The organism is Sphingobium sp. JS3065 (assembly GCF_026427355.1).
Classification (GTDB): Bacteria; Pseudomonadota; Alphaproteobacteria; order Sphingomonadales; family Sphingomonadaceae; genus Sphingobium.
Window position 1 is genome coordinate 271399 of sequence record NZ_CP102665.1, and the last position, 17404, is coordinate 288802.

The window sequence follows — 17404 nt, forward strand, 5'->3', positions numbered from 1 at the left end:
GTGCCAGACGCGCCAAGCGCCCACGCCGCCGTTCGCGGCTGGTGTCCCACGGCATGGCGCCCGATGCGGGCGGGCGACGGCCTGCTGGTGCGCGTCCGTCCCCCGCTCGGACGCCTGACCGCCGCGCAGGCCATGGGTCTCAGCGATGCCGCCCGCCGCCACGGCAACGGCCAGATCGACCTTACCAACCGGGCCGCGCTTCAGGTCCGCGGCGTGACGGAGCAGAGCCATCCGGCACTGCTCGAACAACTTATCGCCCTGGGCCTCACAGATCCCGATCCGGCCCATGAAGCGCGCCGCAATTTCCTCCTGACACCCGACTGGGAACCCGACGACGATACAGTCCGCATCGCGCAAGACCTGACCGCCCGCATCGATGATTTCCCCGAACTCCCTCCGAAGATCGGCATCGCCATCGACACCGGCCCCGCGCCCGGCCTAGCCCATGTTCCCGCCGATTTTCGCGTGGAGCGCAGCGAGTCCGGCGCCCTGCTGCTCCGCGCCGAAGGCCGCGCCATCGGCGTCCCGACCAGCCCCGAAACGGCGGCGCAGGGCCTGATCGCCATGGCCCGCTGGTTCATCGAAACGGGTGGCGCCAGTTCCGGGCGCATGAGCCGGCACAAGGCGCCCTTGCCCCTCACGCAGAACATCGCGCCGGCACCTTCCCGCTCGCTCCGGCAGCTTCTGGCGCAAGCCCCCGGCCCCTTCCACGGCATCCCCTTCGGCCAACTCGGCGACGACAGGCTCGCCGCATTGGCCGGGCAGCCAGGCGTCACCGCGCTGCGTCTCACTCCGTGGCGCGGACTGATCCTGGAAGGCGGCACGGCCAGCCCGGATCACGCCTTCACCGACCCGCTGCTCCGCGTGGATGCCTGTCCCGGCGCGCCAGCCTGCCCGCAGGCAAGCGTCCCGACCCGCGACCTCGCGGCCCGCCTCGCCTCTCTTGTCGATGGCTCGCTCCATATTTCCGGCTGCGCCAAGGGCTGCGCTTCGCCCCGCACCGCCGACATCGTCCTCACGGGCCGCCAAGGCCGCTTCGACCTTGCCCGCAAAGCCCGCGCCGGATCGCCTCCGGAAAAGACGGACCTCTCCCCCGACCAGATTCTCGCCCACTTCGGAAGCCGCTAATGCCCCATATCTACGAAACCGACGGCGCCGCCATCTACCGCCAATCCTTCCGCACCATCCGCGCCGAAGCCGATCTCGCCCGCTTCTCGACGGAGGAGGAGCGCATCGCCGTGCGCATGATCCACGCGGCGGGACTGGTCGACCTCGCTCCCCAAATCCGCTTTTCCCCAAGCTTCGCGCAGGCCGCCATCGCTGCGCTCGGGGCAGGCGCGCCGATCCTCTGCGACGCCCGCATGGTGTCCGAAGGCATCACCATCAAGCGCCTGCCTGCCGCCAATCCGATCCTCTGCACCCTGAACGATCCCCAGGTGCCTGCGCTGGCGGCGGAAATGTCCAACACCCGCTCCGCCGCCGCGCTAGAACTGTGGCGTCCGCATCTGGAGGGCGCGCTGGTCGCGATCGGCAATGCGCCCACGGCGCTTTTCCATCTGCTCGACATGCTGGAAGACCCCGCCTGTCCCCGCCCCGCCGCGATCATCGGCTGCCCGGTCGGCTTCGTCGGCGCGGCGGAGTCCAAGGAAGCGCTCTGGCAGAGCCAGCCCGTCCCCTGCTGCATCGTGGAGGGCCGCCTGGGCGGCAGCGCCATCACGGTCGCGGCGATCAATGCGATAGCGAGCGCGGCGGAATGACCCAAGGCACCATCCACGGCGTGGGCCTCGGCCCCGGCGCGCAGGACTTGATGAGCGTCCGCGCCGACCGCCTGATCCGCGAAGCCCGCCACGTCGCTTATTTCCGCAAGAGGGGAAAATCCGGCCATGCCCGCCGGATCGTGGAGGGCATGCTGCGCCCCGACGCGGTGGAATTTCCAATGGAATATCCGGTGACGACGGAAATTCCGCTGTCCGACCCGCGCTATAATGAAGTCCTGTCCGGCTTCTATGCCGATTGCACCGCCCATCTGGACGGGCTTTCCGCCAGTGGAAAGGATGTCGTGGTCCTCTGCGAAGGCGACCCCTTTTTCTACGGCAGCTTCATGCACCTGCACAGCCGCCTGGCCGCGCCGGTCAGGATCGTCCCCGGCATCACCGGCATGTCCGGCGCCTGGACCGCCAGCGGCACGCCGATCAGTTGGGGCGACGATGTGACGACGGTGCTGATGGCGACCCTCCCCGAAGAGGAACTGGCCCGCCGCATCCACGACACCGATGCGCTGGTTGTCATGAAGATCGGTCGCAACCTGCCCAAGCTGCGCCGCGCCGTCGAAGCCGCAGGCAAGCGGGACTGCGCCTGGCTGGTCGAATATGCGACCATGGCCGATCAGCGGATCACGCCATTGACCGAAGCGACCGACGTCACCGCCTATTTCTCGATCCTGCTGATCCACGGGCAGGGCCGCCGCCCATGACCGGCTGGATTGCCATAGCGGGTCTTGGCCCCGGCGCGGACGCGCTCATCACGCCGGAAGTGTCGGACGCGCTGGCGGAGGCGACCGATGTTATCGGCTATATCCCCTATGTCGCCCGCATCGCCGAACGTCCCGGCCTGACGCTCCATGCCACGGACAACCGCGTTGAACTGGAGCGAGCGGTCCATGCGTTGACGCTGGCCGCGCAAGGAAAGCGCGTGGCGGTCGTATCCTCCGGCGATCCCGGCGTCTTCGCCATGGCTTCCGCCCTGTTCGAAGCCCTCGAAGCGGGTCCGGAGGACTGGCGCGCCCTCGACATCCGCGTCCTTCCCGGCATCACCGCCATGCTCGCCGCCGCCGCAAGGGCGGGCGCGCCGCTCGGCCATGATTTCTGCGCCATCAACCTGTCCGACAATCTCAAGCCCTGGCCGCTGATCGAGCGCCGCCTGCGCCTGGCCGCGCAGGCCGACTTCGCCATGGCCTTCTACAATCCGCGTTCCCGGTCCCGCCCGGAGGGATTTGGCCACGCCCTCACCATATTGCGGGAGGAATGCGGCGAAGATCGCCTCATCCTCTTCGCCCGCGCCGTCTCGACGCCGGAAGAGAGCCTGCGCATCGTCCCCTTGGGCCAGGCGACCCCGGACATGGCCGACATGCGCACGGTCGTCATCGTCGGGTCCAGCCGCACCCGCCTGATCGAGCGGCCCGGCCAACCGATCCTCTACACCCCGCGCTCCGCCGCATGACCCAGCCATTCCAGCACCCCGGCGACTTCATGCGTCACTTGCGCGGCGGGAGCGGGCGGCCGGTCGATCATCACGACCGGCAATCCCAGCGTCCGCGCCGCGATGATCTTGGCTTGCGCACCACCGCCGCCCGCATTTTTCGAGACGACGCAGTCGATGCCATGATCGCGCATCAACCCCATGTCCCGCTCGACCGTGAAAGGCCCCCGGTCGATCACCAGCGCGTGACGGGGCAGCCCAGGCGCAACGACCGGCGCGTCGACGAAGCGCAACAGATAATGATGCTGCGGCTGCGCGGCGAAGGCATCCACATGCATCCGCCCCAGCGCCAGCATCACATTGCGGGCAGGCCCCTTGAGCGCGGCGAGCGCCCCGGCGATGTCGGGCACATGGGTCCAGCGATCTCCCTCCGCCGCGATCCATGGCGGGCGGGTCAGCATGATATGCGGCACCCCGGTCTCTCGTGCAGCCGCCACGGCATGTTCGCTCATCGTCGCGGCAAAGGGGTGGGTCGCGTCGACCAGATGGGTGACGCCCTCGTCCCGCAAATGGCGAACCAGTCCCGAAACGCCGCCAAAGCCGCCGACGCGCACCGGCACCGGCTGTGCACGCGGCCGATCCGTGCGCCCGGCATAGCTCAGGACCGCCCGCGCTCCCCGTTCGGCCAATGCCGAGGCCAGCGCGCTGGCCTCAGTCGTCCCGCCCAATATGAGGATGTTGGAAATGCCCGGCGCTCCTGATAGTCCTTGGCTGACGATAGTAGGGATAGGGGAAGACGGTCCGGATGGCCTGTCGTCCGCCGCCCGCGCCGCGCTGGACGAAGCCGCGCTCATCATGGGAGCGCCGCGTCATCTCGCGCTGCTCCCCGCCCTTAGGGCGGAAACCCTGACCTGGCCAGTCCCGTTCGAAACCGGCACGCAAATGCTGCTGTCCCGGCGCGGGCAGCCGACCGTCATGCTCGCATCGGGCGATCCCTTCTGGTTCGGTGCGGGCGCCAGCATCACGCGGCATCTGGAACCGCAGGAATGGATCGCGCACCCTGCGCCATCCGCCTTCACCCTCGCCGCCGCCCGGCTCGGCTGGCCGCTTCAGCATGTGGAATGCCACGGCCTCCACGCCGCGCCGCTGACGCGGCTGCGCCCCAGCCTCGCGCCCGGCCGCCGCGCCATCCTGCTGCTTCGCGACGGCGCGGCAGTGGGCGAACTGGCCGCCTGGCTGACGGAGCAAGGCTTCGGCGCCTCGACATTGCATGTGTTGGAAGCGCTGGGCGGCCCCCGCGAGCGCATCCGCCAATGCACGGCGGAAATGCCGAACCTGACCGACATCGCCCACCCTGTCGCGGTAGGCCTGACCTTGGCAGGCGAAGGACGAACGCTCCCTCGCTCCAGCGGCATCCCCGACGACTGGTTCGACCATGACGGCCAGATCACCAAACGCCCAGCCCGCGCCCTCACCCTGTCCGCATTGGCTCCCCACCCCTATGAAACATTATGGGACATAGGCGCAGGGTCCGGCTCAGTCGCCATAGAATGGCTGCTCGCCCACCCCTCCACAGCCGCCATCGCCTTCGAAGCCGATCCCGAACGCGCCGCCCGCGCCCGCGCCAACGCCCTGGCCCTGGGCGCGGATCGCCTGACCGTCATCGAAGGCAGAGCGCCGGATATTCTGAATGGCCGAACCCGCCCCGACGCCATCTTCATCGGCGGCGGTCTCAGCCAGTCCTTGCTGGAAACCCTGTTCGCCTTGCCGGGCGGCCCCACACGCCTCGTCGCCAATGCCGTCACGCTCGAATCCGAAGCGCTGCTCGCCCAATGGCATGCGGACGAAGGCGGCGACCTGCTGCGCATCGAACTCGCGCAGGCCACCCCCCTCGGCACCCGTCGCGGCTGGCGCGCCGCCTACCCGCTGGTGCAATGGAGCATCACGCTATGATCGTCGCCGGTTTCGGATTTCGCCAAAGCGCATCCCTCGCTTCGCTGGAATCCGCGCTGAAGGAGGCGACGGGCGCCCTGATCGCCGTGGACGCGCTCGCCACGCTCGACCGCAAGGCGGACCAACTCGCGCCCCTGGCTTACAAGCTCGCCCTCCCCCTCATCGCCATCCCGGCGGACCGGCTGGCGGATCAATCCACTCTCACCCGATCCCCCGCCAGCGTCGCGGCCTATGGCACCGGCAGCGTGGCCGAAGCCGCCGCTCTCGCCGCCCTTGCCCCCAAAGCCCGCCTTCTCGCCCCCCGCGCCTTCTCGTCCGATCGCCTCGCGAGTTGCGCCCTTGCCGAAAGCCATGCCCCATGACGGTCCATTTCATCGGTGCCGGCCCCGGCGCGCCCGATCTCATCACCCTGCGCGGGCGCGACCTGATCGCTGGCTGCCCCGTCTGCCTCCATGCCGGATCGCTGGTGCCCGCCGCCTTGCTGGATCATTGCCCGCCGGATGCGCGGATCGTGAACACCGCGCCGCTCACCCTGGACGAAATCATCGCCATCATGGCCGAGGCCGATGAAGCAGGGCAGGACATCGCCCGCCTCCATTCCGGCGACCTGTCGGTCTGGTCGGCCATGGGGGAGCAGATTCGCCGCCTGAAAGCGCTTGGCATCCCCTATGACATCACGCCGGGAGTCCCCTCCTTCGCCGCCGCCGCCGCCGCCATCGGCGCTGAACTGACCCTGCCCGAACTCGGCCAGTCGCTCGTCCTGACCCGCACGCCCGGTCGAGCCAGCGCCATGCCGCCGGGCGAAAGCCTGACCGCCTTCGGCGCGACCGGCGCCACGCTCGCCATCCATCTTTCGATCCACAATCTCGTCCAGGTGGTGCGCGACCTGACGCCGCTTTATGGCGCCCAATGCCCGGTGGCCGTGGTCTGGCGCGCCAGTTGGCCCGACCAGCGGATCGTCCGCGCCACGCTCGGCACGATCGCGGAAGCCGCCGCAGACGGGCCTGAACGCACCGCCATCATTCTGGTCGGCCCGGTGCTGGACAATCGGGATTTCCCGGAAAGCAGCCTCTACGCGCCCGGCTATGACCGCCGTTTCCGCCCGGCCACCGCCGATTCCGTCTTCATCGACAAGCCATGACGCCCGGCCTGCTCATCGCCGCGCCCCGGTCCGGATCGGGCAAGACGACCGTCACGCTGGGCCTGCTGCGCGCCTTTGCCCGCATGGGGCTGAGGGTGCAGCCGTTCAAGTCCGGCCCCGACTATATCGACCCCGCCTTCCAGCAGGCCGCCGCCCGTCGCCCGTCCTTCAACCTCGATAGCTGGGCGATGACCCGTTCGCGGATCGCCGCCATCGCGTGCGATCCGGACGCCGACCTCATCCTGGCCGAAGGCGTGATGGGCCTGTTCGACGGCGCGCCCGCCAGCGGAGAAGCGGGCACAGGCGCCAGCGCCGACATCGCCGCCCTGCTGGGCTGGCCGGTCGTCCTGGTCATGGACGTGTCGGGCCAGAGCCAGTCCGCCGCCGCCATCGCCAGCGGTTTCCGGAACCTGCGTTCCGATGTCGCCATGGCGGGCGTGATCCTGAACCATGTCGCCAGCGAACGCCATGAACGGCTGATCCGCGCCGCCATGAAGCAGGCGGGCATAGCCGTTCTCGGCGCCATCCCTCGCTCAGCAGAACTCGGCTTGCCTGAGCGCCATCTGGGACTGGTTCAGGCCGCCGAGCAGGCCGATCTCGACGGAACCATCGACCGCATGGCCGACATCGTGGCGGCGCATGTCGACCTCATCGCGATCCGCGAAGCTGCTCGCCCAGCGACAACGCAAGACCATCGCGCAGCCCCATCCATGCTCCCGCCCGGCCAGCGCATCGCCATCGCCCAGGACGAGGCCTTTTCCTTCACCTACGCGCATCTCCTGTCCGACTGGCGCGCCGCGGGCGCGGAAATCCTGCCCTTCTCGCCTCTTGCCGATGAAGCGCCCGCCGCCGATGCCGACGCCGTCTGGCTCCCCGGCGGCTATCCCGAACTGCACGCCGCCCGCATCGCGCATGCGTATCATTTCCTCTCGGGCCTGCGCCGCCACGCGCAGGATCGCCCGATCCATGGCGAATGCGGCGGCTATATGGTCCTGGGACAAGCGCTGGTCGACGCGCAGGGCCAGGCGCACGCCATGGCGGGTCTGCTCGGCCTCATCACCAGCTTTGCGGAGCGTCGCCTGCATCTGGGCTATCGCCGGGCGCGGCTGCTTGCGCCCATGGGCGGCATGCTTGCGGGCGCTCTGCTGAACGGCCATGAATTCCACTATTCCACCATCGTCGAGCAGCCCGACAGCCCGCTCGCCCGCGTCACCGATGCGGAGGGCAATGCCGTCGCATCCACCGGATCGCGTCGCGGCAACGTCACCGGCAGCTTCTTCCACCTCATCGCACCCGCATCGGCAGCCGTCCCATGATCATCCTCCACCTCATCGGCATCGGCACGGGCAATCCCGACCACCTTACCTTCGCGGCGGCGAAGGCGATGAACGCCGCCGACCTGATCCTGCTGCCGCGCAAGGGCGACGCGAAATCGGACCTCATCGACCTGCGCCGCGCCATCTGCGCCGAACTGCTGACCAACCCGGTCCAGATTGTGGAATTCGACATGCCCCTGCGCGACGACCGGCATGATTATGTCGGCGCGGTCATAGGTTGGCACGACGCCATCGCCGCGCTCTGGATGGAGCAGATTACAGCGCGCCTTCCCGACGGCGGCACGCTTGCGCTGCTGGTCTGGGGCGATCCGTCGCTTTACGACAGCAGCCTGCGCATCGCCGCGCGCCTGCCGGATGTCGAGGTCCGGGTCGTTCCCGGCATCACCAGCATCCAGGTGCTGACCGCCGCCCATGCCATCTGCCTCAACGATCTTGCCGAGCCGGTGCTGATCACGACCGGCCGCCGCCTCCGCGAACAGGGCTGGCCGGATGGCGCCGACAGCCTGGTCGTCATGCTGGACGGCCATTGCGCCTTCCAGACCCTGCCGGCCGAGGGCATCGATATATGGTGGGGCGCCTATCTGGGCATGCCGCAAGAGACGCTCGCACAGGGGCCGCTGACCGTGGCCGGACCGGAAATCATCCAACGCCGCGCCGCGCTCCGCCAGGCGCATGGCTGGATCATGGACATCTACCTTTTACGCAAGCGCGGCCCGGTCTGACAGCCCTGAAGCCGTCAAGCGACGTTAGGCATCAATTCGATGATGGGTCTGCTGGCTGCCTGCCGCATGCCATCGGACGCCATTTCGGCCCGGCGGCGGAATTCGGCGGCCATGGCCTGATGCATCATGCGCGCCGAGGCATCGGCGGTCGTCGCCGCCAACTGATCATGCATCCTTGCCCGGTCAAGACACTCTTCTGGAGTGAGAGCATGCGTCATGAATCGAACTCCTGCCTGTCGCAGGACTCATCCTCTCCATCGCCTTGGCAGAGCGACAGATCAAATCTCGCCCACGAAAACCGGCGGCTAACTTAGCCGTTCCGAAGGTCGATGGAAAATGGAATCTTCTACGCCTCCAGCGTCCGTCCCCCCGGCGCACCGTTTCAGCGCAACCAGCCCGCATTGGGCTGCGCGCTGTGGCTTTTCAATTCCTTGCGCGTTTCGGAGTCGACCTCCCTCAGCAGAACCTCATAACCCCATAGATTCGCCAGATTTTGTAGGACCATGGCGGCGTCGCCCGGATCCAGTTGCACGCCGTCCAGCATGGCATGTTCCACGATCAGCTTGCGATCCCCGGCCAGATCGACATCGACCACCTGTATGTCCGGTTCCTGCCGCCCGATTTCATATTCCCGCGCCAGAGAGCGCCGAATCCGCCGATAACCGCGCTCGTCATGAATGGCGTCAACCCGCAGTTCCGACTCGCCCTGCTTGTCGAGAATCTTGAACAGCCGCCATTGCCGGATCAGATGCGGGCTAAGGAATTGCGAAACAAAGCTTTCATCCCGATAATTGGCCCATATGTCCTTCAGTACCTCCATCGCATCGCCCGATCCGGCGATTTCGGGGAACCATTCCCGGTCTTCCTCGGTCGGCTCCCGGCAGATGCGTTCGATATCCGACATGATGCCGAAACCCAGGGCATAGGGATTGAAGCCACTAAAATGGCCTGAATCATAAGTGGGTTGATAGACGACATTGGTATGGGATGAGAGGAATTCCATGAACGAACCGTCGGTGATCCAGCCTCGTTCATGCAGCGTCGTCATGATGCGGTAATGGGTATAGGTGGCGCATCCCTCATTCATCGCCTTGGTCTGGCGCTGCGGGTAGAAATATTGCGCGATCAGCCGCACGATGCGCAATATTTCCCGCTGCCAGCTTTGCAGTAAAGGCCCCGTTTTCTCCAGGAAATAGAGGACATTCTCCTGCGGCAGGCCAAGCGCCGCCCGCCTTGCATCGCTGGGGATCGAGTCCGCCTTCGCGCCGGTGGGCACGGTGCGCCACAGATCGTCGTAAATCCGGTCGCGATAGGCCTGTCGCTCCGCCTCGCGCGCCGCCTCGGCCTTCAGGTCTCTCGGCCGGATGCGCGGATAGCGGTGGACGCCCTGGTTCATCAGCGCATGGGCGGCGTCCAGCACCCGCTCGACCGGCAACTGGCCATAGCGTTCCTCGCATTGCGCGATATAGCGCTTGGCGAACTCCAGATAGTCGAGAATCCCTTCCGCATCGGTCCATTGCTTGAAGACATAATTATTCTTGAAGAAATGATTATGCCCAAAGGCCGCATGGGCGATGACCAGAGTCTGCATCGTCGCGCTGTTTTCCTGCATCAGATAGTTGATGCAGGGATCGGAGTTGATGACCAGTTCATAGGCCAGGCCGCGCAGCCCCTTGCGGTACATCATTTCATTGGTCACGAACTGCTTGCCGAAGGACCAATGCTTGTAGAAGAGCGGCATGCCGATGGAGGAATAGGCGTCCAGCATCTGCTCCGCGCTGATAATCTCTATCTGGTTGGGATAGATATCCAGCTTCATTTCCTTGAGCGCGATCGGCTCTATCGTGTCATGGATGCGGTTGATCAGGGAAAAGTCCCAGTCGCTGCCCGTGAACAGCGGGGCCGGTGCCAAAGCGACCGTCATGCCGAACGCTCCGCCACGCCCTTGCGCTGGAACAACTCGCGGAAGACGGGATAGATTTCGCGCCGGTGATGCACCTTGCGCATCACGAAATTGCGGTTCGCCTCGCTGACCGGGGCATAGGCCTGCCACAGTCCCGTCGCCGTTCCGACAGACTCTATATCGGCAAACTCCTCGCGCCCGACCTCCAGATAAGCGAAATATTGGCTGAACGGCAGGATTTCCTGCTGCATCAGGCTGACCACCCGGCCATTGTCGGACTGCATGGTGTCGCCGTCGGACGCCTGCGCGACATAGATGTTCCAGTCGTCCGGCCGGAAGCGTTCCTGCACCACCTCGATCAGCTTCTCCAGCGCGCTGGAAACCAGCGTCCCGCCCGTCACCGTGCTGTAGAAGAAAGTCTGCTCGTCCACTTCCGCCGCCCGGTCGGTATGGTGGATGAACACCACCTCGACATGCTCGTAGCAGCGCGACAGGAACAGGTGCAGCAGCGCGAAGAAGCGCTTCGCCAAATCCTTCATATGCTCCGTCATGGAGCCGGAAACGTCCATCAGGCAGAACATCACCGCCTGCGCCACGGGCTTGGGCACCGTCTCGAACCGGCGGTAGCGCAGATCGACGGGGTCGATATAGGCGATCAGGTTGCGCCGCCGGATGATGGTCGACCGTTCCTCGCGCAGGGCCTCCAGCCGTACGGCATCGTCAGGCAGGGCAGGCTCGCGCGCCTCGATCAGCGCGATTTCCTCCTCGATGCGGGCAAGATCGGCGCCCTTGGGACGGCGCAGGGCCAGCCGCCGCGACATCGCCTTCTGCATGGTGCGCGGAACCGACAGGTTGGACGGGTTTCCCGCCGTCGAATAGCCCGCCCGCCGGATGCCGTCGACCGCCCCGCCGATCAGCCGACGCTTGGCCAGGTCCGGCAATTCCAGATCGTCCAGGAACAGGTCCAGAAACTCTTCCCGGCTGAGCGCGAACTGGAAATCGTCATTCCCCTCGCCCTGGCCGGCCTTCGACCCCGCGCCCGCGCCGCCATCGGGCCGCTTGATCCGGTCGCCTTCCATATAATCGTGATTGCCGGGGAACACCCGTTCGCGACTGCCGCCCTGCGCGGCGCGATGCAGCGTCGGTTCGTGGATCACGTCGCGCTGGATCGAAATCTGGCCTTCCTTGTCCAGATCCTTGATGCTGCGATCCTTCAGGCTGTCGCGCACCGCCTGCTGCACATAGGCCCTCGCCCTCCGCAGGAAGCGTTGCCTGTTGACCAGGCTCTTGCCTCCTGGATTCAGCCGTCTGTCGACTATGTGCATGGTGGCTTATGCGCCCTCCATCAACCGGCCTGCTTCACGCGAATATACCATTCGACAAGGCGCCGGACCTGCCGCTCAGTATACCCTCTTTCGATCATCCGCGCGACGAATTCGTCATGCTTGCTCGCGGTGTCGCCATCCTTCTTCGACCCGAAGCTGATGACCGGCAGCAAGTCCTCGACCTGGCTGAACATCCGCTTCTCGATGACCTCGCGGATTTTCTCGTAGCTGGTCCATGACGGGTTGCGTCCGTCATTGCTCGCCCGCATGCGCAGCGCGAATTTGACGACCTCGTTCCGGAAATCCTTGGGATTGGCGATGCCCGCGGGCTTTTCGGTCTTGGACAGTTCCTGGTTGATGACCTCCCGGTCCAGAAGCTGTCCGGTATCCGGATCCTTGAAGTCCAGATCCTCGATCCACGCATCGGCATAGGCGACATAACGGTCGAACAGATTCTGCCCGTAATCATGATAGGATTCGAGATAGGCCTTCTGGATCTCATTGCCGATAAATTCGGCGTAGCGGGGCGCCAGTTCGCCCTTGATATATTCCAGATAGCGGGCCTCTACCTCGGCCGGGAACTGTTCCTGCCGCACCATCCCTTCCAGCACATACATCAGATGCACGGGATCGGCGGCAATCTCTATCGTGTCATGGTTGAAGGTGGCCGACAGCGCCTTGAAGGCAAAACGGGTCGAAATGCCCGCCATGCCCTCATCCACGCCCGCCGCGTCGCGATATTCCTGGATGCTCTTGGCGCGCGGGTCGATCTCCCGCAGCATCTCTCCGTCATAGACGCGCATCTTGGAGTAGAGATTGCTGTTCTCATGCTCCCGCAACCGGGTCAGCACCGAAAAGCGCGCCAGCATATCCAAAGTCCCCGGCGCGCAGGGCGCCTTGTTGAGGTCGGATTCCCTCAACAACTTTTCGTAAACCTGCCGTTCTTCGGTGGCCTGCAAGGAATAAGGAACCTTGATGACGTAGATGCGGTCGATAAAGGCTTCGTTATTCTTGTTGTTCTTGAAATTCGCCCATTCCGATTCATTGGAGTGGGCCATGATGATCCCATTATAGGGAATGGCGCCGATATTCTCCGTGCCGATATAATTGCCCTCCTGCGTCGCGGTCAGCAACGGGTGGAGCATCTTGATCGGCGCCTTGAACATCTCGACGAATTCCAGCATCCCCTGGTTCGCCCGGTTGAGGCCGCCGGAATAGCTGTAGGCGTCGGGATCGTTCTGGGAGAGCATCTCCAGCTTGCGGATGTCGACCTTGCCGACCAGCGAACTGATGTCCTGGTTATTCTCGTCCCCCGGCTCGGTCTTGGCGATGGCCACCTGCCGCATACGGGAAGGCATCATCTTGACGACCCTGAACTGTGAGATGTCGCCGCCAAACTCGTCCAGCCGCTTGCGGCACCAGGGGCTGATCATGCCGGTCAGGCGCCGCCGTGGAATGGCGTAATTTTCCTCGATGAAATCGCCGTGCTGCTCGGCATCGAACAGTGCGAGCGGGCTTTCGAAGATCGGGCTGATCTCGTCCCCCGCCTTCAGCACATAGATGGGATGCACCTCCATCAGCGCCTTCAACCGCTCCGCCAGCGACGATTTGCCGCCGCCCACAGGCCCCAGCAGGTAGAGTATCTGCTTGCGTTCCTCCAATCCCTGGCTGGCATGGCGCAGGAAGCTGACGATGTGTTCGATCGTCCCTTCCATGCCGTAGAAATTGGTGAAGCTTTTATAGCGCCGGATCGTCCGGTTCATGAAGATCCGGCCCAGCCGCTGATCACGCGAGGTGTCGACGATCTCCGGCTCGCCGATCGCCGCCAGCAATCGCTCCGGCGCCGATGCGTGCATCAATGGATCGTTGCGACATCCCAGCAGATAATCTTCGATGGACATTTCGGCCTGACGCCGATCGTCGAACTTCCGCGTGAAGCTGGAAAACAGCTCATTCTTGGTCACTGGCGACTCCCGCTAAAGTAGCCATGGAATATATATAGACCCATATGGTCTGTAAAAACAGTGCAATACAACGATGGCAGATCAAAAAATTCAAATCTGTACGAAAGTTCATCTGCAAATTTCTTAGCAAAAGAACGCACGATGCTTTTCCGGCGACGCAAGAGCATTTCCGGCATTTGCACGACCATCATCTTGCGGCCGGCAACATCTTTGCCACGCCGCCGCCATGCAGCATTCAAATCGGCGCGACGTTCCCCCGCCGCGATCTGATGCATAGTGTCACCTGAGGCCTTGAGAGGGAAGAGGGTAAAGGAGATAATCTCGCCAAGGCCGCATTGGTTCCCTTGCGCGGGGTGATCCCGCCCTGAGTTCCGATCGACGCTCAGGCCCTCATGTCGATGGTGGCGGCCAGCCCCCCGTCCGGCGCATTGGCCAACCGCACGGACGCTTCGAAACTCAACGCCAGCGACCGCGCGATGGTGAGGCCGATGCCTGTCCCCGGCCGCCCGCCCGGCTGACCCGCCGCTCCCCGGGTGAAAGGCTCGAACATCTGGTCCAGTTGATCCGGCGCGATGCCAGGCCCATGGTCGCGCACCTCGATCAGCACCCGTCCCGCCTGCCGCGTGCAACTGATGTCCGCGCTGCCGCCATATTTGACCGCATTGGTCACCAGATTGCTGACGCAGCGCGTCAGCGCGTTCGGCTTGACCCGCACGGTCCCCCCGCAGCCCGCCAGGAAACGCACGGGCGCTCCCAGATCCTGCGCATCGTCCGCCATGCTGGTGAGCAGCGAATCGATGTCGATCACCGACCAGTCCTCCTGCGCCTCCGTGCTCGCCGCCAGGTCCAGCCCCTCGCGCACCAGCGTCATCATCGCCTGATGATCCTGCAACAGCCGCGCCCGCAATTCCTCATTCTCCACCAGTTCCAGCCGCAGGCGCAGGCGAGTGAGCGGCGTCTGGAGGTCGTGGCTGATCGCCGCGAGCAATTGCGTCCGCTCGGCAAAGCCCGCTCGTACCCGGCGCTGCATCAGGTTGAAGGTCGACAGCGCCGCCCGCACCTCTTCCGGTCCGCGCTCGGGGATTTCCTCCGGATCGATCGACACCGAAAAGGCCTCCGCCGCCCGCTCCAGCCGGCGCAGCGGCTTGGCGACGAAACGCGCCACGACGATCGCCAGCCCCGCCGAAGACAGCAGGATCAGCAGCAGATAGACCGGCTTGGCGAGATTGCTGGGCGGCTTGACCAGATGCGGCAGATAGAGGGCAAGCGACCGCCGTTCGCCCGTCCCGTCGGTAAAACGAACGACCCAGCAATCGGGCCGCGGCGCATCGATCAGCCCGGCCGCCCGGTTGTTCGGATCGGCCCTGCTCGAAGGGAAGCAGAGTCCCGCCGGCACCTGCCCCGCTTCCGGGTGGGATTGCGGCCCGAATCGCAGTTCCAGCGCATGCGCCAATGCCGGGTTCGGGTCGGTCAGGGCGATTCCGCTGGGCGCTGTCCTTGCGCCCATGATCCGCTGGTCGTCCAGCATCGCCTCGATCCGGACGGGATCGTGGCTCAGGCGCTGGGCTATGTCGACGGCGCTCGCCACCACGCGCTGCAAACGCCAACGCTCGAAATCCAGATGCCGGGCCTGCTCCGCGACCAGCAGCGACATCATGGCGGCGACGATCATGCCGACCGTCAGCAGCAGGAATATCTGACCCACCAGCGATCCGAAGAAATTGCGCGCCCGCGCCACGACCGGAACGATCATTCGTAATTCACCGTGCTGGCCAGGACATAGCCTTCGCCGCGCACCGTCAGGATCAGGCCGTCGCCGCCGGGGCTGTCGGCCAGCTTCTGCCGCAACCGGCTGACCTGCAGGTCGATCGACCGGTCGAAAGCCGCCGTCGCCCGCCGCTCCGGCACCAGCGCCTCCCGCGACAGCACGACATTGGGTTCCTCGATGAAGCGGGAAAGCAGCCGGAATTCGGCGGAGGACAACATGATAAGCCGGTCGTCGCCGGCGATCAGGCGGCGCTGGAACAGGTCCAGCCGCCAGGGGCCGAAACGGGCTATCCGCGCCGTTTTCTGCCGCACCGGTTCTTCGTTGCGGGACCGGCGCAACAGGTTGCGGACCCGCACCAGCAACTCGCGCGGTTCGAAAGGCTTGGTCAGATAGTCGTCGGCGCCCAGTTCCAGTCCCAGCACCCGGTCGACGGCGCTGCCCCGCGCCGTCACCATGATGATCTGAACACCGCTGCCCTGCGCCCGCAATTCCCGGCACAGCGACAACCCGTCGCCGTCGGGCAGATTGAGGTCCAGCACGATCAGGTCGACGGCACGCGCCGCCATCAACGGCTGCAATTCGCCCAGGCTGCCCGCCGCCAACACCTCATATTGTTCCTGCGCAAGCTGCCCGACGATCAGATCCCGTATATCCTCATCATCATCGACGACAATCACGCGGGGCGGACGGGACGGATCGGACATGATCGCTTTCTAACCGCATTTTCGCGCCGCGTCTGCGCCTGCCGCCCGCGTGATACATAAAGATACAATCCGCTACAGATTGAACCATCGGGACAAATAGTCGCGCTACCATGGTACGCGCCAAGCGATCATGAGAACCAGGGTCGGCGCCATCGATGGCGCCGACCTTCGCCCGGCGCGCCCTCCCTCCCCCTGCGCCGGGCGAAGATTCCTCTCGTGATTTTGGACCCTTCCGCCGCCCATGCTCAGCCGCTTCCCCGCCCTCATCGCGCTTTGCGCCCTGGTCGCCGCCTGCGGGCACAGGGAACCGCCGAAAAAGGGATCGGTGGAGGTCGGCGTGGTGACGCTGACGACGCAGGATGTGACGGTGTCCACCGAACTGCCCGGCCGCACCGCCTCCACCATGATGTCGGAGGTTCGGCCGCAGGTCGCGGGCGTGGTACAGAAGCGCCTCTTCACCGAGGGTTCCTATGTGAAGGCGGGCCAGCCGCTCTACCAGATCGATCCCTCGCTCTACCGCGCCTCCCGCGACGAGGCGCAGGCTACCCTGGCCAGCGCGCAGGCGACCGCCGCCGCTGCGCAGGCCAGAGCGAACCGCTATCGCACGCTGGGCCAGAGCGAGGCGGTCAGCGCCCAGGACCGCGACGATGTGATCGCCACCGCCCGCCAGGCCGCCGCCGCCGTGCAGCAGGCCCGAGCCACGCTCCAGACCACGGGCATCAACCTCAATTTCACGCAGGTCCGCGCCCCCATCAGCGGGCGCATCGGCCGATCCTCGGTCACGCCGGGCGCGCTGGTGACGGCCAGCCAGGCGACGGCGCTCGCCACCATCCAGCAACTTGACCCGATCTTCGTGGACGTGACGCAATCCAGCGCGAAACTGCTGCAACTGCGCCGGGCGCTGGCCGACGGCAAGGCGCTGCCCGCCAGCGCCGTCATTCGCCTGAAACTGGACGACGGGACCGACTATCCGCTGGAGGGTCGGATCGAGTTTGCGGAACCGATCGTCGATCCCAACAGCGGCACCGTGACGCTGCGCGCGCGCTTCCCCAATCCGGACAGCCTGCTGCTGCCCGGCATGTTCGTCCGCGTCGTCGCGCCGCAATCGGTGGTTCCGGGCGCGATCCTCGCGCCGCAACAGGGCATCAGCCGCGATCCGAAGGGTAACGCCACCGCGCTGATCGTGGACAAATCCGGCAAGGTCGAACGCCGCATCGTCACCGCCGCGCAGGCGGTGGGCGACAAATGGCTGATCACAGCCGGGCTTCAAAAGGGCGACCGGCTGATCGTCGAAGGCACCGACAAGGTGCAGCCGGGCGACAAGGTGAAGGCCGTGGCCATCGATCAGGCCGGCCCCGCCAGCCCGACCGGCAAGTAAGGGAGCCGGAC

Annotated in this window: 18 protein-coding genes; 10 read left to right on the forward strand and 8 right to left on the reverse strand. The window is 65.6% G+C overall.

Annotated elements, in window-relative coordinates:
- Positions 1-63: 63 nt before the first annotated feature.
- Genes NUH86_RS18630 through cobJ form a run of 4 tightly spaced genes read left to right on the forward strand, consistent with a single transcriptional unit; the run spans position 64 to position 3219 of the window.
- Positions 64-1128, forward strand: coding sequence for a cobalamin biosynthesis protein CobG (locus NUH86_RS18630; RefSeq protein WP_267252996.1), 1065 nt, complete (start codon positions 64-66; stop codon positions 1126-1128).
- Positions 1128-1757, forward strand: a complete 630-nt coding sequence (locus NUH86_RS18635) for a precorrin-8X methylmutase (protein ID WP_267252809.1) — start codon at positions 1128-1130, stop codon at positions 1755-1757. Before NUH86_RS18630 ends, NUH86_RS18635 begins: the two co-directional genes overlap by 1 nt.
- Positions 1754-2473, forward strand: coding sequence for a precorrin-2 C(20)-methyltransferase (gene cobI / locus NUH86_RS18640; RefSeq protein WP_267252810.1), 720 nt, complete (start codon positions 1754-1756; stop codon positions 2471-2473). Before NUH86_RS18635 ends, cobI begins: the two co-directional genes overlap by 4 nt.
- Positions 2470-3219, forward strand: a complete 750-nt coding sequence (gene cobJ / locus NUH86_RS18645) for a precorrin-3B C(17)-methyltransferase (protein WP_267252811.1) — start codon at positions 2470-2472, stop codon at positions 3217-3219. The genes cobI and cobJ overlap by 4 nt, the downstream gene beginning before the upstream one ends.
- On the opposite strand, the gene NUH86_RS18650 is transcribed toward cobJ, so the two are convergent.
- A complete protein-coding gene (locus tag NUH86_RS18650) occupies positions 3195-3944 on the reverse strand; it encodes a cobalt-precorrin-6A reductase (protein ID WP_267252997.1) in 750 nt (249 codons plus the stop codon). The two genes, cobJ and NUH86_RS18650, sit on opposite strands and share 25 nt — an antisense overlap.
- On the opposite strand from NUH86_RS18650, the gene cbiE reads away from it, so the two are divergent.
- From cbiE to cobF, 5 genes are read left to right on the forward strand one after another with little or no spacing between them, the layout of a single operon-like run.
- Entirely contained in the window at positions 3943-5151 is a 1209-nt protein-coding gene (gene cbiE / locus NUH86_RS18655; protein WP_267252812.1) for a precorrin-6y C5,15-methyltransferase (decarboxylating) subunit CbiE, read from the forward strand. The genes NUH86_RS18650 and cbiE overlap by 2 nt on opposite strands.
- Positions 5148-5513, forward strand: coding sequence for a cobalamin biosynthesis protein (locus NUH86_RS18660; protein WP_267252813.1), 366 nt, complete (start codon positions 5148-5150; stop codon positions 5511-5513). Before cbiE ends, NUH86_RS18660 begins: the two co-directional genes overlap by 4 nt.
- A complete protein-coding gene (gene cobM, locus NUH86_RS18665; protein WP_267252814.1) occupies positions 5510-6292 on the forward strand; it encodes a precorrin-4 C(11)-methyltransferase in 783 nt (260 codons plus the stop codon). The genes NUH86_RS18660 and cobM overlap by 4 nt, the downstream gene beginning before the upstream one ends.
- The gene (locus tag NUH86_RS18670; protein ID WP_267252815.1) at positions 6289-7608 is read left to right on the forward strand and encodes a cobyrinate a,c-diamide synthase; all 1320 of its coding nucleotides are present in this window, start codon (positions 6289-6291) and stop codon (positions 7606-7608) included. Before cobM ends, NUH86_RS18670 begins: the two co-directional genes overlap by 4 nt.
- The gene (gene cobF, locus NUH86_RS18675) at positions 7605-8351 is read left to right on the forward strand and encodes a precorrin-6A synthase (deacetylating) (protein ID WP_267252816.1); all 747 of its coding nucleotides are present in this window, start codon (positions 7605-7607) and stop codon (positions 8349-8351) included. The genes NUH86_RS18670 and cobF overlap by 4 nt, the downstream gene beginning before the upstream one ends.
- A 14-nt stretch (positions 8352-8365) precedes the next feature.
- Here the strand turns inward: cobF and NUH86_RS18680 are convergent, their stop codons facing one another.
- The 7 genes from NUH86_RS18680 to NUH86_RS18710 all read right to left on the reverse strand — a co-directional run bounded on the left by NUH86_RS18680 (position 8366) and on the right by NUH86_RS18710 (position 16015).
- Complete coding sequence (locus NUH86_RS18680; protein ID WP_267252817.1) at positions 8366-8569, reverse strand: hypothetical protein; 204 nt, start codon at positions 8567-8569, stop codon at positions 8366-8368.
- A gap of 164 nt (positions 8570-8733) precedes the next feature.
- Positions 8734-10275 carry a SpoVR family protein gene (locus NUH86_RS18685; protein WP_267252818.1) on the reverse strand — a complete coding sequence of 514 codons (1542 nt, stop codon included), beginning with the start codon at positions 10273-10275 and terminating at the stop codon, positions 8734-8736.
- Entirely contained in the window at positions 10272-11579 is a 1308-nt protein-coding gene (locus NUH86_RS18690) for a YeaH/YhbH family protein (RefSeq protein ID WP_267252819.1), read from the reverse strand. The genes NUH86_RS18685 and NUH86_RS18690 overlap by 4 nt, the downstream gene beginning before the upstream one ends.
- 20 nt (positions 11580-11599) lie before the next feature.
- Positions 11600-13543, reverse strand: coding sequence for a PrkA family serine protein kinase (locus tag NUH86_RS18695; RefSeq protein ID WP_267252820.1), 1944 nt, complete (start codon positions 13541-13543; stop codon positions 11600-11602).
- The gene (locus tag NUH86_RS18700) at positions 13540-13818 is read right to left on the reverse strand and encodes a hypothetical protein (RefSeq protein ID WP_267252821.1); all 279 of its coding nucleotides are present in this window, start codon (positions 13816-13818) and stop codon (positions 13540-13542) included. The genes NUH86_RS18695 and NUH86_RS18700 overlap by 4 nt, the downstream gene beginning before the upstream one ends.
- 107 nt (positions 13819-13925) lie before the next feature.
- Positions 13926-15296: an ATP-binding protein gene (locus NUH86_RS18705; RefSeq protein ID WP_267252822.1), complete on the reverse strand. Its 1371-nt coding sequence runs from the start codon at positions 15294-15296 to the stop codon at positions 13926-13928.
- Positions 15293-16015: a response regulator gene (locus NUH86_RS18710; protein WP_267252823.1), complete on the reverse strand. Its 723-nt coding sequence runs from the start codon at positions 16013-16015 to the stop codon at positions 15293-15295. Before NUH86_RS18710 ends, NUH86_RS18705 begins: the two co-directional genes overlap by 4 nt.
- Before the next feature lie 241 nt (positions 16016-16256).
- Between NUH86_RS18710 and NUH86_RS18715 the strand changes: the two genes are divergently transcribed.
- Positions 16257-17393, forward strand: a complete 1137-nt coding sequence (locus tag NUH86_RS18715) for an efflux RND transporter periplasmic adaptor subunit (RefSeq protein ID WP_267252824.1) — start codon at positions 16257-16259, stop codon at positions 17391-17393.
- The last annotated feature ends 11 nt before the right edge of the window (positions 17394-17404 follow it).

What these genes read in the sequence shown, in the direction of transcription:
- NUH86_RS18630 (WP_267252996.1), top strand. Translation starts at nt 64, where the DNA reads ATGCGGGCGGGCGACGGCCTGCTGGTGCGCGTCCGTCCCCCGCTCGGA.
- NUH86_RS18635 (WP_267252809.1), top strand. Translation starts at nt 1,128, where the DNA reads ATGCCCCATATCTACGAAACCGACGGCGCCGCCATCTACCGCCAATCC.
- cobI (WP_267252810.1), top strand. Translation starts at nt 1,754, where the DNA reads ATGACCCAAGGCACCATCCACGGCGTGGGCCTCGGCCCCGGCGCGCAG.
- cobJ (WP_267252811.1), top strand. Translation starts at nt 2,470, where the DNA reads ATGACCGGCTGGATTGCCATAGCGGGTCTTGGCCCCGGCGCGGACGCG.
- cbiE (WP_267252812.1), top strand. Translation starts at nt 3,943, where the DNA reads ATGCCCGGCGCTCCTGATAGTCCTTGGCTGACGATAGTAGGGATAGGG.
- NUH86_RS18660 (WP_267252813.1), top strand. Translation starts at nt 5,148, where the DNA reads ATGATCGTCGCCGGTTTCGGATTTCGCCAAAGCGCATCCCTCGCTTCG.
- cobM (WP_267252814.1), top strand. Translation starts at nt 5,510, where the DNA reads ATGACGGTCCATTTCATCGGTGCCGGCCCCGGCGCGCCCGATCTCATC.
- NUH86_RS18670 (WP_267252815.1), top strand. Translation starts at nt 6,289, where the DNA reads ATGACGCCCGGCCTGCTCATCGCCGCGCCCCGGTCCGGATCGGGCAAG.
- cobF (WP_267252816.1), top strand. Translation starts at nt 7,605, where the DNA reads ATGATCATCCTCCACCTCATCGGCATCGGCACGGGCAATCCCGACCAC.
- NUH86_RS18680 (WP_267252817.1), bottom strand. Translation starts at nt 8,569, where the DNA reads ATGACGCATGCTCTCACTCCAGAAGAGTGTCTTGACCGGGCAAGGATG.
- NUH86_RS18685 (WP_267252818.1), bottom strand. Translation starts at nt 10,275, where the DNA reads ATGACGGTCGCTTTGGCACCGGCCCCGCTGTTCACGGGCAGCGACTGG.
- NUH86_RS18690 (WP_267252819.1), bottom strand. Translation starts at nt 11,579, where the DNA reads ATGCACATAGTCGACAGACGGCTGAATCCAGGAGGCAAGAGCCTGGTC.
- NUH86_RS18700 (WP_267252821.1), bottom strand. Translation starts at nt 13,818, where the DNA reads ATGCATCAGATCGCGGCGGGGGAACGTCGCGCCGATTTGAATGCTGCA.
- NUH86_RS18705 (WP_267252822.1), bottom strand. Translation starts at nt 15,296, where the DNA reads ATGATCGTTCCGGTCGTGGCGCGGGCGCGCAATTTCTTCGGATCGCTG.
- NUH86_RS18710 (WP_267252823.1), bottom strand. Translation starts at nt 16,015, where the DNA reads ATGTCCGATCCGTCCCGTCCGCCCCGCGTGATTGTCGTCGATGATGAT.
- NUH86_RS18715 (WP_267252824.1), top strand. Translation starts at nt 16,257, where the DNA reads ATGCTCAGCCGCTTCCCCGCCCTCATCGCGCTTTGCGCCCTGGTCGCC.